Annotated in this window: 12 protein-coding genes; 2 read left to right on the top strand and 10 right to left on the bottom strand. The window is 71.8% G+C overall.

The window, feature by feature from the left end:
- Positions 1–13: 13 nt before the first annotated feature.
- The 7 genes from ACQ5BE_RS07300 to ACQ5BE_RS07270 all read right to left on the bottom strand — a co-directional run bounded on the left by ACQ5BE_RS07300 (position 14) and on the right by ACQ5BE_RS07270 (position 8052).
- Positions 14–817 carry a DUF4097 family beta strand repeat-containing protein gene (locus ACQ5BE_RS07300; RefSeq protein WP_430296351.1) on the bottom strand — a complete coding sequence of 268 codons (804 nt, stop codon included), beginning with the start codon at positions 815–817 and terminating at the stop codon, positions 14–16.
- Between the two features lie 255 nt (positions 818–1072).
- Positions 1073–2467: a sulfate adenylyltransferase subunit 1 gene (locus ACQ5BE_RS07295; RefSeq protein ID WP_430296350.1), complete on the bottom strand. Its 1395-nt coding sequence runs from the start codon at positions 2465–2467 to the stop codon at positions 1073–1075.
- Positions 2467–3432 carry a sulfate adenylyltransferase subunit CysD gene (gene cysD, locus ACQ5BE_RS07290; RefSeq protein ID WP_430296349.1) on the bottom strand — a complete coding sequence of 322 codons (966 nt, stop codon included), beginning with the start codon at positions 3430–3432 and terminating at the stop codon, positions 2467–2469. Before cysD ends, ACQ5BE_RS07295 begins: the two co-directional genes overlap by 1 nt.
- Positions 3429–4181, bottom strand: a complete 753-nt coding sequence (locus ACQ5BE_RS07285) for a phosphoadenylyl-sulfate reductase (protein ID WP_430296347.1) — start codon at positions 4179–4181, stop codon at positions 3429–3431. Before ACQ5BE_RS07285 ends, cysD begins: the two co-directional genes overlap by 4 nt.
- A gap of 86 nt (positions 4182–4267) precedes the next feature.
- Positions 4268–6013, bottom strand: coding sequence for a nitrite/sulfite reductase (locus ACQ5BE_RS07280; protein WP_430296346.1), 1746 nt, complete (start codon positions 6011–6013; stop codon positions 4268–4270).
- Positions 6014–6124: 111 nt separating this feature from the next.
- Entirely contained in the window at positions 6125–7333 is a 1209-nt protein-coding gene (locus ACQ5BE_RS07275; protein ID WP_430296345.1) for an MFS transporter, read from the bottom strand.
- Positions 7330–8052 carry a sirohydrochlorin chelatase gene (locus ACQ5BE_RS07270; RefSeq protein ID WP_430296344.1) on the bottom strand — a complete coding sequence of 241 codons (723 nt, stop codon included), beginning with the start codon at positions 8050–8052 and terminating at the stop codon, positions 7330–7332. Before ACQ5BE_RS07270 ends, ACQ5BE_RS07275 begins: the two co-directional genes overlap by 4 nt.
- Positions 8053–8123: 71 nt before the next feature.
- On the opposite strand from ACQ5BE_RS07270, the gene ACQ5BE_RS07265 reads away from it, so the two are divergent.
- The gene (locus ACQ5BE_RS07265) at positions 8124–8555 is read left to right on the top strand and encodes an SMI1/KNR4 family protein (RefSeq protein ID WP_208710184.1); all 432 of its coding nucleotides are present in this window, start codon (positions 8124–8126) and stop codon (positions 8553–8555) included.
- Positions 8556–9145: 590 nt separating this feature from the next.
- Here ACQ5BE_RS07265 and ACQ5BE_RS07260 read toward each other — a convergent pair.
- From ACQ5BE_RS07260 to ACQ5BE_RS07250, 3 genes are read right to left on the bottom strand one after another with little or no spacing between them, the layout of a single operon-like run.
- A complete protein-coding gene (locus tag ACQ5BE_RS07260) occupies positions 9146–10249 on the bottom strand; it encodes a polyprenyl synthetase family protein (RefSeq protein WP_413248498.1) in 1104 nt (367 codons plus the stop codon).
- Positions 10250–10259: 10 nt separating this feature from the next.
- Positions 10260–11591 carry a geranylgeranyl reductase family protein gene (locus ACQ5BE_RS07255; RefSeq protein WP_430296343.1) on the bottom strand — a complete coding sequence of 444 codons (1332 nt, stop codon included), beginning with the start codon at positions 11589–11591 and terminating at the stop codon, positions 10260–10262.
- 10 nt (positions 11592–11601) lie between these two features.
- On the bottom strand, positions 11602–12312 hold the full coding sequence (locus ACQ5BE_RS07250) for a demethylmenaquinone methyltransferase (protein ID WP_255405788.1): 711 nt from the start codon (positions 12310–12312) through the stop codon (positions 11602–11604).
- Between the two features lie 100 nt (positions 12313–12412).
- Between ACQ5BE_RS07250 and ACQ5BE_RS07245 the strand changes: the two genes are divergently transcribed.
- Complete coding sequence (locus tag ACQ5BE_RS07245) at positions 12413–13795, top strand: isochorismate synthase (RefSeq protein WP_430296341.1); 1383 nt, start codon at positions 12413–12415, stop codon at positions 13793–13795.
- Positions 13796–13805 lie beyond the last annotated feature (10 nt).

Here is a 13805-nt window from a genome sequence, read left to right as displayed (position 1 = left end):
GGCTAGTGCCCGGTCAGCGGTAGTGGACGCTGACGCTGCCCGAGCCGGTCCTGGCCTGGATGCGGTTGGGCGCCTTCGGGTCGGATGCCACGTCGATCTGGCGGCTGCCCGAGCCGGTGTCCACGTCCACGGCGTAGGAGCCCTGCGGGACGCGGAGCGTGATGCTGCCGGACCCCGTCTCGGCGGCGAGGGAGCTCGCGGCACGGGCGAGGTCGAGGGTGATGCTGCCGCTTCCGGTGTGCGTGGTGACCTGGGAAGACTGGAGGTCAGAGGCGGTGATGCTCCCGGACCCCGTCTCGAGGCGCAGGGAGTCCGCGATCCCGCGAGCCGTGACGGTCCCGGAGCCGGTCTTGGCGTCCGTGCTCCCGAGCCGTCCGGTGAGCGTGACCGAGCCCGAGCCCTGGTCGATCGAGACCGCGGTCCCGTCTGGGACGGAGAGGATGTAGTCGATCGAGCACCAGGACAGGAAGCCGGAGCAGCCCGCGGCGAGCCGCAGTGTCTGTGCGTCGACCGATTCCTCGGGCGCGGGCTGGGCGTTGAAGGGGCCCCAGTGGGCCTCGCGGGTCACCTCGATCCGGCCGGGCGTGCCGCCTGCGCGGATGTCGATGGTCCCGGAGCCGCCGCGGACCTCGACCTTGGAGATGTGCTCGGTGAAGGTCCGGTTCGTCGTGGCCGACTGCCCGAAGACGCCGCCGCCGGAGCTCAGGGCGAGGAAGCCCGCGGCGCCGGCGAGGATCAGGGTCGCACCGAGGCCGAGGGCGAGCCACGGCCACCACGGCCGGGACCGCGGGGGCGCGGGCTGAGGCGCTGTGCTCATGCTCCGACGGTAGGCGCTGCCGGCGTCGCGGCACCACGGCCGCAAGTCCCGTCTCGCCCATGCAGACGGCGCCCGCCACCTGCGAAGGTGAGCGGGCGCCGTCGTGGTGTGGTTTCGACTCCGCTTCGCTCCGCTCAACCAGCGGCGGTTGAGTCGTGGTGTGGTTTCGACTCCGCTTCGCTCCGCTCAACCAGCGGCGGTTGAGTCGTGGTGTGGTTTCGACTCCGCTTCGCTCCGCTCAACCAGCGTGAGGCCCTAGATCCAGTACCGTTCGTCCTCGGTGTCGCCCGGGTGCTGGCGGACCATCCCGGCCGCGAGGGTGTTGCCGTCCTGCGGGTCGATCACGAGGAACGCCCCGGTGCGGCGGTGGGTCGCGTACGGCTCGAGCGGCAGCGGGGCGGCCAGGCGGATCTGGACCTCGCCGATGTCGTTGAGCGCGAGCTCGGACGCCGGCGCGACCGCGAACGTGTCGAGGTCCAGCTTGCCCGTGACGGCCCGCACGAGCCCGCGGACGGTCGAGGTCCCGTGCTTCACGAGCACCTTCGCGCCCTCGCGCAGCGGCTTCGAGGACAACCACGCGAGCGACCCGTACAGGTCCGGGGTGCTCTCGGGGAGCGTCCCGGCGGCGGCGATCGTGTCGCCGCGGGAGACGTCGAACTCGTCTGCGAGGCGCAGCGCGATGGACTGGGGCGCGGCGGCCTCGCTCAGCGTCTGACCGGCGACGTCGATCCCCACCACCGTGGTCTCGCGGGCGGCCTGGCCCGGGGTCACCACGGCGACGCGGTCGCCCACGCGCACGACGCCCTCGGTCACCTGGCCTGCGTACGCGCGGTAGTCGCGGAACGCCTCCTCGTCCAGGCCCGGCGCGAGCGCGCCCTGCGGCCGGATCACCGTCTGGACGGGGAAGCGGAACGCCTCATGCTCGTCGTCGAGTTCGTCCGTGCTCGGCAGCGCCTCCAGCAGCTCGATGAGCGTCGGCCCGGCGTACCACGGGGTGCGGTCGGAGCGGTCGACGACGTTGTCGCCGTCGAGCGCGGACACCGGCACGGCCACGGCCTCCCGGAGGCCGAGCTCGGAAGCCAGCCGCGCGACGTCGGCCGCGATCTCGGTGTACACGGACTCGGAGAAGTCGACGAGGTCGATCTTGTTCACCGCGACGACGACGTGCGGCACCCGGAGCAGGGCGGCGACGGAGAGGTGCCGGCGGGTCTGCTCGAGCACGCCCTTGCGCGCGTCGATGAGCAGCACGACGGCGTCCGCGGTGGACGCGCCGGTCACCGTGTTCTTCGTGTACTGCACGTGGCCGGGGCAGTCCGCGAGGATGAACGTGCGGCGGTCGGTCGCGAAGTAGCGGTACGCGACGTCGATCGTGATGCCCTGCTCGCGCTCGGCGCGCAGGCCGTCGGTCAGCAGCGCCAGGTCCAGGCCGCCCTTCTCTCCGCCGAAGCCGCGCGCCTCGGAGGTCCGCGCGACGGCGTCGAGCTGGTCGGCGAGGATCGCCTTGGAGTCGTGCAGGAGCCTTCCGACCAGAGTGGACTTGCCGTCGTCGACGCTCCCGGCGGTCGCGAATCGGAAGAGGGTGCCCTCGGTCAGGGTGGTCTCGGCAGTCTTGGTTTCGGCGAGCTCAGCCGGCGGAATCGGCGTGTTCATCAGAAGTACCCGTCCTTCTTGCGGTCTTCCATCGCCGCCTCGGAGATGCGGTCGTCCGCGCGGGTGGCCCCGCGCTCGGTGAGCGTCGACGCGGCGACCTCGCGCACGACGTCGGCCACGGTGTAGGCGTCCGAGAGCACGGCGCCGGTGCAGGACATGTCCCCCACCGTGCGGTAGCGCACGGTGCGCACGACGACGTCCTCACCCTCGCGCGGCTGGCTCACCTCGCCCACGGCGCGCCACATCCCGTCCCGGACAAAGACGTCCCGGTCGTGGGCGTAGTAGATCGAGGGCAGCTCAATGTTCTCGCGCTCGATGTAGCGCCAGATGTCCAGCTCGGTCCAGTTGGAGATGGGGAACGCGCGCACATGCTGGCCCACGGTGTGGCGGCCGTTGTACAGGTTCCACAGCTCGGGGCGCTGGTTGCGCGGGTCCCACTGGCCGAACTCGTCGCGCAGGGACAGGATGCGCTCCTTGGCGCGGGCCTTGTCCTCGTCGCGGCGGCCGCCCCCGAACACGGCGTCGAACCGGTTGCGCTCAATGGCGTCCAGGAGCGGGACGGTCTGGAGCGGGTTGCGGGTGCCGTCGGCGCGCTCGGCGAGCTCGCCGCGGTCGATGAACTCCTGCACGGAGCCGACCACGAGCTTGAGCCCGAGCCGGGCCACGGTGCGGTCGCGGAAGTCGAGGACCTCGGGGAAGTTGTGGCCCGTGTCGACATGCAGGACGGGGAACGGGATCTTCCCGGGCCAGAACGCCTTCGCCGCGAGGTGCAGCATCACGACGGAGTCCTTGCCGCCGGAGAACAGCATCGCGGGGCGCTCGAACTCGGCGACGACCTCGCGGATGATGTGGATCGACTCGGCCTCGAGGGCGTCGAGGAGGGGCAGCGCCCGGGGGTTGAGCGGAGCCGAAACCCCATTCTGGTTTCGGGCCGGCTCGACCAGCGTGTCGGTGGGAGTGCTCATACGTGGAGTCCGCATTCTGTCTTGTCGGAGCCGGACCAGCGGCCGGCTCGGGGGTCTTCTCCGGGGGCGACGGCGCGGGTACAGGGTGCGCAGCCGATGGAGGGGTAGCCCTGGGCAAGGAGGGGATTGACGGGCAGGAGGTTGTCCTCGGAGTACTGCACGAGCGCTTCGAAGGACCAGGGGGCGACGGGGTTGACCTTGACGAGGCCGTTCTTCTCGTCCCACGTCACGAGCGGCGTGTTCGTGCGCGTGGGCGCCTCGTCGCGGCGCACGCCCGTGAACCAGAGCTCGTAGCCTGCGAGCGCGCGGTGCAGCGGCTCGACCTTGCGCAGGGCGCAGCAGCGGCCGGGGTCGCGGGCGAAGAGGTCCTTGCCCTCGGCGGTGTCCTGCTCGGCGACGGTCTGCTTCGGCGTCACGTCGACGATGGTGACCCGCAGGTTCTCGGCCACCTCGTTGCGGGTCTGGTACGTCTCCGGGAAGTGGTAGCCCGTGTCGAGGAAGAGGACGTCGACGCCGGGGAGCTGGTCCGCGACCAAGGCCGGCAGCACGGCGTCGGCCATCGAACAGGCGACGGCGGTCGCCTCCACCGCGAAGTTCCTCGCCACCCAGCCGATCACCTCCTCGGCGGACGCGTCCCAGCCGAGCTCGGCGGCGCCGGCCTCGGCCAGGGCCTTGAGCTCCTCGACCGAGCGGCGGTTGAGCGCAGCGGAAGCCTGGGGTTTCGACTCCGCTGCGCTCCGCTCAACCACCGTCGGCTCCGCTGCTGCGTCTCGACTTCGCTTCGCTTCGCTCGACGAACGCCGCTCAACCACCGGAGTCGGAACCTGCTCGGTGCTCACTGGAGTGCCTCTTCCTCGGCCGCGAGGGCCCACTCGGCGAACGTCTGGTTCTCGTCGGCGCGGTCCGCAATGAACCGGCGGGTGACGCGCTCGACGTAGTCCGGCAGGTCCTCGGCCGTGACCTTGAGGCCCCGCACGGTGCGGCCGGTTCCGGCCTCCTCACGGGTGTCGGAGGCAAGGCCGCCGCCGAGGTGGACCTGGAAGCCCGGGGTCTGCCCGCCGTTGCCGTCGGGGAGGAGCTGGCCCTTGAGGCCGATGTCCGCCGTCTGGATGCGCGCGCAGGAGTTCGGGCAGCCGTTGACGTGGAGCGTCAGGGGCCGGAGGAGCTGATTGGCCGGGATGCGCTTCTCGAGCTCGGCGATCGCATCGGTCGCAGTGTCCTTCGTGTCCACGATCGCGAGCTTGCAGAACTCGATGCCGGTGCAGGCGATGGTCGAGCGGCGCCACGGGCTCGGGTTCGCGTACAGCCCGAGCTCCTCGAGGCCGGCGACGAGCGAGTCGACGCGGTCCTGCTCGAGGTCGAGCACCACGATCTTCTGGTGGGGTGTGGTGCGCAGGCGGGCGGAGCCGTGGGCCTCGATGAGGTCGGCGAGCTTCACGAGGACCTCGCCGGAGACGCGGCCCACGGTCGGGGTCGCGCCGATGTAGAAGCGCCCATCCTTCTGGCGGTGCACGCCCACGTGGTCGCCCGGCGTCGTGGGCGTCTCGGCGGCGGGGCCGTCGGGAAGCGGCGAGGAGAGGTACTCGGTCTCGAGGACTTCGCGGAACTTCTCGGCGCCCCAGTCCGCCACGAGGTACTTCAGGCGGGCGCGGTTGCGCAGGCGCCGGTAGCCGTAGTCGCGGAAGATGCTCGTCACGCCGACCCACACCTCGGCGGCACGGGCAGGCTCGACGAACGCGCCGAGGCGGACGGCGAGGTGCGCCGACGTCGAGAGCCCGCCGCCGACCCACAGGTCGTAGCCGGGGCCGAGCTCCGGGTGCACGACGCCGATCAGGGCGAAGTCGTTGATCTCGTGGACCACGTCCTGGGACGGGTGGCCGGTGATGGCGGTCTTGTACTTGCGCGGGAGGTTCGCGAAGGAGTCGTCGCCGATGTACCGGTCCGCGATCTCGCGGATCTGCGGGGTCGGGTCGAGGAGCTCGTCGGCGGCGATCCCCGCGACCGGGGAGCCCAAGATGACGCGCGGGACGTCGCCGCACGCCTCGGTGGTGCGCAGGCCCACCGACTCGAGTCGGCGCCAGATCTCCGGGACGTTCTCAATCTCGACCCAGTGCAGCTGGATGTTCTGCCGGTCGGTGATGCCCGCGGTACCGCGGGCGAAGTCGCGGGAGATCTCGCCGATGACGCGCAGCTGCTCGGTGGTGAGCGCGCCGCCGTCGATCCGGACGCGCATCATGAAGTAGCGGTCCTCGAGCTCGTGCGGCTCGAGCGTGGCGGTCTTGCCGCCGTCGATCCCGGGCTTGCGCTGGGTGTAGAGGCCCCACCAGCGGAAGCGGCCGTGGAGGTCGGTCGGGTCGATCGAGTCGAACCCGCCCGCGGCGTAGACCGACTCGATCCGCTCGCGGACGCTGAGGCCGCCGTCCTCCTGCTTCCACGCCTCGTTGGAGTTCAGCGGAGCGGTGCCGTCCACCTTCCACTGCCCATTCGGCTTGGCGGCCCGGGGGCGCGCAGGCCGTGCCGTCTCGGGCCGAGCGGGGCGCTCGGTTCCGGCGGTGCGCTCGGGTGCAGCAGTCTCAGTCATGCCTTCGAGGGTACGGAGCCTCCTCGTCGCGTCCCTAGGCCCCTGCAACGCACGGTCACGAGAGGACACATTTCGTCGCACTCGCGCGCAACATCGCGGGAAAGGCTTGACTCACTTGCCGCTGAACGAGGTCCACGGGTGGGTCGCACCGTAGCGCATGAGCCACACGGCCAGCCCCGCGCACACCGCGTACCCAGCGCCCACGGCGAGCCACCCGGCGTCGAACGTTCCCGTAGCGTCGGCGAGCACGCCCATCATGAGCGGGCCGAGCGCGAAGCCCGTGTACATCCCCGCCGCGAGGACGCCCGACGCCGCTCCGATGCGCTCGCGGGGCACGACGACGAGCACCGCCGCGTTCATGATGACGTTCGCCCCCAGCACGGTCGCCCCGTGCAGGGCCACACCGACCCACAGGAGCGCCGGCACGTCCCACGCACCGGCCGCGAGCAGGCAGAGCACACCCACGATGGCCCCTGCCGCGAGCGTGAGGAGCAGCACCGACGGCCGTGCGCCGAGGGCCATCCGCCGCCCCCAGACGATGCGGGAGGAGACGCCCACGATCCCGGAGACGCCGGCCGCCGCGCCCGCGAGGACGAGGGGGAAGTCCAGCTCGCGCACGGCGAAGAGCGGCAGGTAGACGTTGGTGGCCTGCATCCCCATGCCCGCGAAGAAGGCGAACCCGGCGAAGAGCCACACGGGGAACGGGAGTCGGCCGCCGTGGGTGCGCGCCGCCGGAGTGCGCGCTGCGGCGGAGTCCCCTGGCACTTTGGCGAGCCCGTACGCGAGGAGGGCCGCCGCGATCACCGCGGTGAGGCCGAACGACCACTGCCAGCCCAGCCACAGGGCGACCGCCGGGAAGAACAGGCCGGCGAACAGCTGGCTCGCCTGCACCCCGGACTGCTTGATGCCGATCCAGCCGGGCCGCTTCGCCTGCGGGACCGAGGCGACGATGACCCGATTCGTGGTCGGGTTGGAGATCGCCTGCGACGGGCCGGCGAGGATGACCGCGGCGAGCAGCACCCAGAAGCTGTGGGCGAGCGCGGCGATCACGAGCGCGAGCACGGTGCCGCCGAAGATCAGGACCAGCTGGGTCCGGGTGGTCGCGCGGTCGCTGAGCCGGCCGAGGGAGAAGCTGCTCACGGCCGCCGACGCGAAGACGGCCCCCGCCAGGAGGCCGAACTGCGACTGGGTGATGCCGAGGTCGGCGATGATGAGCGGGCTGAGCGCGCTCATGCCGTAGTTGAGCAGCGGGCCGACGCCCATGGCGCAGACGAGGACGAACAGGAGGGCCGCGGACGGGCCCTTGGTCTGCTGCGTCACCTCGCCTCCGCGACGGCCGCGTCGTAGCGGTCGAGGGCGATCTGCGCGATGGCCTCCGAGGGCAGCAGCGGCGCCGTGACGGCGTCCGCCCCGGCCTTGGCGAGCTGGTCGTGGAAGTAGCCCGGCGCGAGGAGGTAGGACGCGATGACGACGCGCACGCCGTCGGCCGCCGAGCCGTCTGCCCGGGTGGTGGCCTCCTCTGCGCGCAGCTCGGCGACAGCCTCGGGGACGGTCGGCGAGGCGCTGGCCCCGTAGCCCGGCAGGATGCGGTTCCGGATGCGGTGGCGGAGCATGTCCGCGAGGCGCTCGACGTCCGCCGCCGCCTCGGGGTTGCTCGAGCCGGCGGCGGCGAGCACGACGGCGTCGTCCGCTCCCAGCCCGGCCTCGCCGAGGCGCTGGACGAGCAGGCCGGCGAGCCGCTCGTCGGGGCCGAGCGGGCCCGCGCTCAGGGTGCCCGGCCGGGAGGCGACGGCCTTCGCGATGTCCACGCGCACGTGGTACCCGACGCTGAGCAGGAGGGGCACGACGACGGCGCGCGCCCTCTCGGGCAGGCCTGCCACGACCTCGGGAAGCTCGGGGCCGTGCACATCCACGTACGCGTCGAGCACAGACAGCTCCGGGCGTGCCGCGCGGATCTGGTCGACGGCCGCGAGGATGGCGGCCCGCCCCTCCGCACTGCTGGTGCCGTGGGCACACGCCACGAGGATGTCTTGGGTCATGAGGGGAGCCTACTCCCGGGGCTGTTTACGCCGCCGAAACGTGCGCCGTGGGCGCGACTAGGATGAGCAGCATGAACGAGATGTTCCTGGAGAAGTTCCGCGCGCTTGTCCCCAAGTACCTCGAGGATCCCTGGCAGCCGGCAGACGGCCTCTCGGAGGACGAGCTCGACGCGGCGCTCGAAGAGCATGCGTTCACCATCCCGCTGGTCCTGCGCGAGTTCTACCTCGCGCTCGGCGGGTCCGAGCTCATGGAGGCGTACCACTACTTCTGGGACCCCGAGGAGCTCGAGATCGACGAGGAGGGGTTCCTCATGTTCCTCGAGGACGAGGAGGAGCAGTTCACCTGGGGCTTCCGCGCCGGGGACCTGCGCGTCCCGGACCCGATCGTCTACCGCAAGAACAACGCGCGCGGCGAGTGGGTCTCGGAGGACGGCACCTTCTCTGAGTTCACCTTCGACATGTTCGAGTGGGTCTTCAGCGAGGACGACGAGCAGGCCGACTGACCGGGCGGCTACCGTCCAGTAACCGTTCTGAAAACTGATTTACGTCTATCACTGGACTTTTTACAGATCTGTCATATGCTTGTTCATGGGTTCACTACTAGCCTCCAGTGAATCCGGGTGCGAACGGAAAACGGCCCCGGGAATCGGCAGAAGCCGAGTCCCGGGGCCACCCGTTTAAGGGGTCGAAGGCTGTCATACGGGTCGCAGGCTGTCACACGGGTCGCAGCCTGTCACAGGGCTCCAAGGTCGTCACGCCCGTCACGCCCGTCACGCCCGTCACGCCCGTCACGCCGAGATCACCCCTACTGACGCCCAGGTCACCCCCTCTGACGGCGAGGTCACCCTCTAGGAAGGCCCCGGAGATCACAGGACGTGACCTCGGCGTCAGTAGAGGTGACCCCAGTAGAGGTGACCCCGGCTCCACACGGGGTGACCTCAGCGTCAGTAGAGGTGACCCCGGCTCTACACGGGGTGACCTCAGCGTCAGTAGAGGTGACCTCGGCACCACACCGGGTGACCTCGGCACCACACCGGGTGACCTCGGCGCCACACCGGGTGACCTCGGCACCACACCGGGTGACCTCGAGGAGTCAGGCCTGGCGGTCCACCACCGCGTCGGCGAAGGCCGCCAGCGAGTCCTTCACGACGCCTTCCGGCAGCGGCTCCAGGGCGGCCTTCGCGGCGTCGGCCCAGTCCCGCGCCACGGCCCACGCCTGGTCGGTCGCGGGATGCGCGGCCAGCGCCTCGACGGCCTCGGCCAGGGCATCGTCGTCCGTGAGGTCACCGTCGACGAGGGCGACGACGCGCGCGGCGGAGGCATCGCCGTCGGCCGCGGCCTGGCGCAGCAGCAGCACGGGCAGCGTGGGCACCCCTTCGCGGAGGTCGGTCCCGGCGATCTTGCCCGAGGAGGCGCGCCCGCCGGTGACGTCGATGACGTCGTCGGCGAGCTGGAACGCGACGCCGACCTTCTCGCCGTACTCCACCAGCACGGACTCGAACTCTGCCGGCGCACCCGAGAAGATCACGCCGAACTGCCCCGAGGCGGCAATGAGCGAACCGGTCTTGTCGGCCAGGACGGAGATGTAGTGCGCCACGGGGTCCTCGCCCTCGCGGGGCCCGACCGTCTCGTGGAGCTGTCCGAGGCACAGCCGCTCGAACGTGCGCGCCTGGATGGCGAGCGCCCGGCCGCCGAGGTCGGAGACCAGGATCGAGGCGCGCGCGAAGATGAGGTCGCCGGCGAGGATCGCGACGGTGTTGCCCCAGACCTCGTGCGCGGTGGGCGCCCCGCGGCGGTACGGCGCGGAGTCCATGACGTCGTCGTGGTAGAGGGTCGCGAGGTGCGTGAGCTCGACGACGGCCGCAGCCTGCAGCACCTCCGCACGCTCGGGGTCGCCGAGGTGGGAGGCGAGGATCGTCAGCAGCGGGCGGATGCGCTTGCCCCCGGCCTCCATGAGGTGCCGGCTGGTCGCGTCGGCCAGCGGGTCGGAGTTGGAGATGGCCTCGCGGAGGACCTTTTCGACGCGCGCCATGCTCGTGGTGATCGCAGGCCCCAGGACATCGTCCTCGGCAATCGCGGCAAAGCCGGCAGGCAGCTGCATGCCGACGGCGATCGCCGTGGTGGTGGGGGGCGGCTCGGCGGACTCGGGGCGGCCGTGCCCCGCGTGCGTCCAGCGGCTGTCTGCAGATTCAGTCACGGTCTCAAGCCTAGCTTTCGTGGCGCCGCACGGACGCATCGCGGGGAGGGACGGTGTTGGACGTGGCGGGGACGAGCGATTCGAGGACCCGGATCGCGGCGTCGGGCAGGGTCCCGCCGGGACGGTCCGTGAGGTTGGCCAGCAGGCGAACCACGAACCGCATGAGCGGCGGTACCGGCATCCCGGTCGCGAGGGCTGCGCGCATCACGGCGGGGTGCCCGATCAGCGCGGCGAACATGCGGCCGAGCGTGAAGTGGCTGCCCCACTCGCGGCGCACCCGGTCTGCGTAGGCGGCGAGGCGACGGTCGACGTCGGCCGCGTCCGCCCGCGCCCGGCCCGCCGCGCGCTGGGCTGCTGCCGCGTCAACGAGGTACTGCGCCGCGAAGCGCCCCGACTCCATCGCGTAGGAGATGCCCTCGCCGTTGAACGGGCTCACCATCCCGCCGGCGTCGCCCAGGAGCGCCATGCCGGGGACCACATGGGGGGTGCGGTTGAAGCCCATCGGCAGCGCGGCGCCGCGGATCGGACCCACCTGATTCGCCTCGTCGAAGCCCCACTCCCCCGGCATCCCGGCGGTCCACTCGCGCAGCACCTGCCGGTAGTCGAGCTTGCCGAACTCCTTGGAGGAGTTCAGGATCCCGAGGCCCACGTTGCAGGTCCCGTCGCCTACCCCGAACACCCACCCGTACCCGGGGAGCGGCTTGCCGTCGGCGCCCGGGAGCTCGAGCCAGCCCTCCATCCAGTCGTCCTCGTGGCGCGGGCTCGTGAAGTACGTGCGGTAGGCGACACCGAGGGGCCGGTCGTCGCGCTTCGCCAGGCCGCGGGACACGGCGGCGCGGGTCGAGTTGCCGTCGGCGGCGAGGACGACGTCGGCGCGGAACTCGCGCGTCTCCCCCGTCTTCTTCCCGTCCCCGTCGAGAAGCTGGGCGCGGGCACCCACGACGCGGCCGCCGTCGTCCGTGATGACCTCGGTGACCGAGTGCCCCTCGAGGATCTGCGCGCCGGCGCCGCGGGCGTGCTCGGCGAGGGCCTCGTCGAAGCCGAGGCGGGTGCGGATGAGCCCGTAGTCGGGGAAGTCCCCGAGCGCGGGCCACGGGAGCTCGAGCGTGCGGCCGCCGGCGATGAGGCGCAGGCCGCGGTTTCGCCGCCAGCCGTCCTCGGCGGCATGCGGCAGGCCGAGGAACTGCATCTCGCGCACTGCGCGGGGCGTGAGCCCGTCGCCGCAGACCTTCTCCCGCGGGAAGCGGGTCTTCTCGAGGACCGTGACGGGCACGCCGGAGCGCGCGAGGTAATGGGCAGCGGTCGAGCCGGCAGGGCCGGCCCCGATGACGAGGACCTCCATGGGACTCAGCTCAGCGCGATGCGCGGCGGGTGCGGCGCACCTTCGCGAGCGGACCGGTGGAGGATGCCGGCGAGACGGGCTTGTAGGCCCGGTGCACGGCCACGATCCCGCCCGTCAGGTTGCGGTAGGCGATGTTCTCCCACCCGTCCATCGCGAGCCACGCGGCGAGGTTGTCCTGGTCCGGCCAGGCCCGGATCGACTCGGCGAGGTACACGTACGCGTCCGGGTTCGAGGAGGCGCGGCGCGCGATCTCCGGCAGCGCGCGCATGAGGTACTCGAGGTACATGGTCCGCCAGATCGGGTTGACCGGCGACGAGAACTCGGCGATGACGAGCCGGCCGCCCGGCTTCGTCACGCGCAGCATCTCGGCCAGCGCCTTGTGCGGCTCGTTGACGTTGCGCAGGCCGAAGCTGATCGTGACGGCGTCGAAGGAGTTGTCGGCGAACGGCAGGTTCGTGGCGTCGCCGGCGATGAAGTCGATGTCAGGGCGGCGCCGCTTGCCGACCTTGAGCATCCCAAGCGAGAAGTCGCAGGCCACGACGTCGATCCCGGCGTCCGCGTAGGGCTCGGCGGAGGTGCCGGTCCCGGCCGCGAGGTCGAGGACGCGCTGGCCCGGCTTGGCCGCGACGGCGTCCACCACGACCTTGCGCCACCGGCGGGTCTGGCCGAGGGAGAGGAGGTCGTTGACGACGTCGTAGCGCGGTGCCACCTCGTCGAACATGGAGGCGACCTCGTCGGGTCGCTTGTCGAGGGATGCCCTGCTGCCTGCGCTGCTCACCCGCACCATTCTGCCAAAGATTACCGCGTAGTCTTGATCCATCATGAGCCACCCTCTGCGCGCCCTCACGGTTGATCTGGGCCCCACCGGCCCGGGCACCACCGGCCAGGGCGACGTCCCCGACAATCTGGCGGCACTCCTGGGAGGCGCGGGCACGCAGTGCTGGATCCGCCGCGGCGAGGGGCAGGTCGGCTTCGGGGAGGTGGCCCGCTTCACCGTCACCGGGCCCGAGCGGTTCATCGAGGCCGAGGCCTGGTGGAAGCACCTCGTGATCGAGGCGGACATCGAGGACCCGGTCCAGCACCCGGGCACCGGCCTGGTCGCCTTCGGCAGCTTCGCCTTCTCCAAGACCTCCCACTTCCTCTCGCGGCTGATCGTGCCCGAGCTCGTCGTCGGCATCCGGGACGGTCGGGCCTGGGCCACCCTCGCGACCGCCGACGGCGGGCGCCCCTCCGAGGCCGAGGTGCGCGGCGCCGTCGTGCGCGCGCTCGCCGACCGCACGCGCGGCACCGAGGCGGCCGTACGCACGACGGCGCGCGCGGACCTCGCGGGCGGCAACGGGCAGGCGGGGGGCCGGGCGGCGCGCAGGCCCGTGCGCCTCGGACCCGGATCGCTCGGGGAGCAGCGGTGGATGCACGCGGTCTCCTCGGGAGTGGAGCGGATCGCGGCGGGCGAGCTGGAGAAGCTCGTGCTCGCGCGGGACATCGTCGTGGAAGACGGCGCGGGGATCGACCGCGGCGGGGTGCTGCGGCGGCTGTCGTCCGCCTACTGGGATACGTGGGTCTACGGCGTCGACGGGCTGGTGGGCGCCACGCCCGAGATGCTCATCCAGGTGGAGGGCCGCACTGCGCAGGCGCGCGTGCTCGCCGGGACCCTGGACCGGCGCGATGCCTTCGGGAAAGGCGAGGACTACCCCGCCCGGGTGCTCGCGGGCTCGGCGAAGCAGCGGCACGAGCACGACATCGCCATCCAGTCCCTCACTGTGGCGCTCGAACCGTTCTCGGAGGCCATGAACGCCCACGACGAGCCGTTCATCCTCGAGCTGCCGAACGTCTTCCACCTCGCGAGCGATGTGAAGGCGGAGCTCGCCGAGGTTGAGGGGCACGTGCCCACCTCGCTCGCCCTCATCAACGCCCTGCACCCCACCGCGGCGGTGTGCGGGACGCCCACCCAGGTGGCGGGCGCGATCATCCGCGAGCTCGAGTCGATGGACCGGGGGCCGTATGCCGGGCCGGTCGGGTGGCTCGACGCCGCCGGGAACGGCGAGTGGGGCATCGCGCTGCGCGGGGGCGTCATCGAGTCCCCGACGACGATCCGCCTGTATGCCGGCTGCGGGATCGTCGAGGCGTCCGTGCCGGAGACCGAGCTCGCCGAGACGTGGGCCAAGTTCCGCCCGATGCTCGAGGCGCTCGGCGTCGAGCGCTGACCGGGACCCC

Origin of the sequence: Sinomonas sp. B1-1 (assembly GCF_050474465.1) — a bacterium.
GTDB classification, from domain to species: Bacteria; Actinomycetota; Actinomycetes; order Actinomycetales; family Micrococcaceae; genus Sinomonas; species Sinomonas flava.
This window is presented reverse-complemented; position numbering and strand designations above follow the sequence as displayed.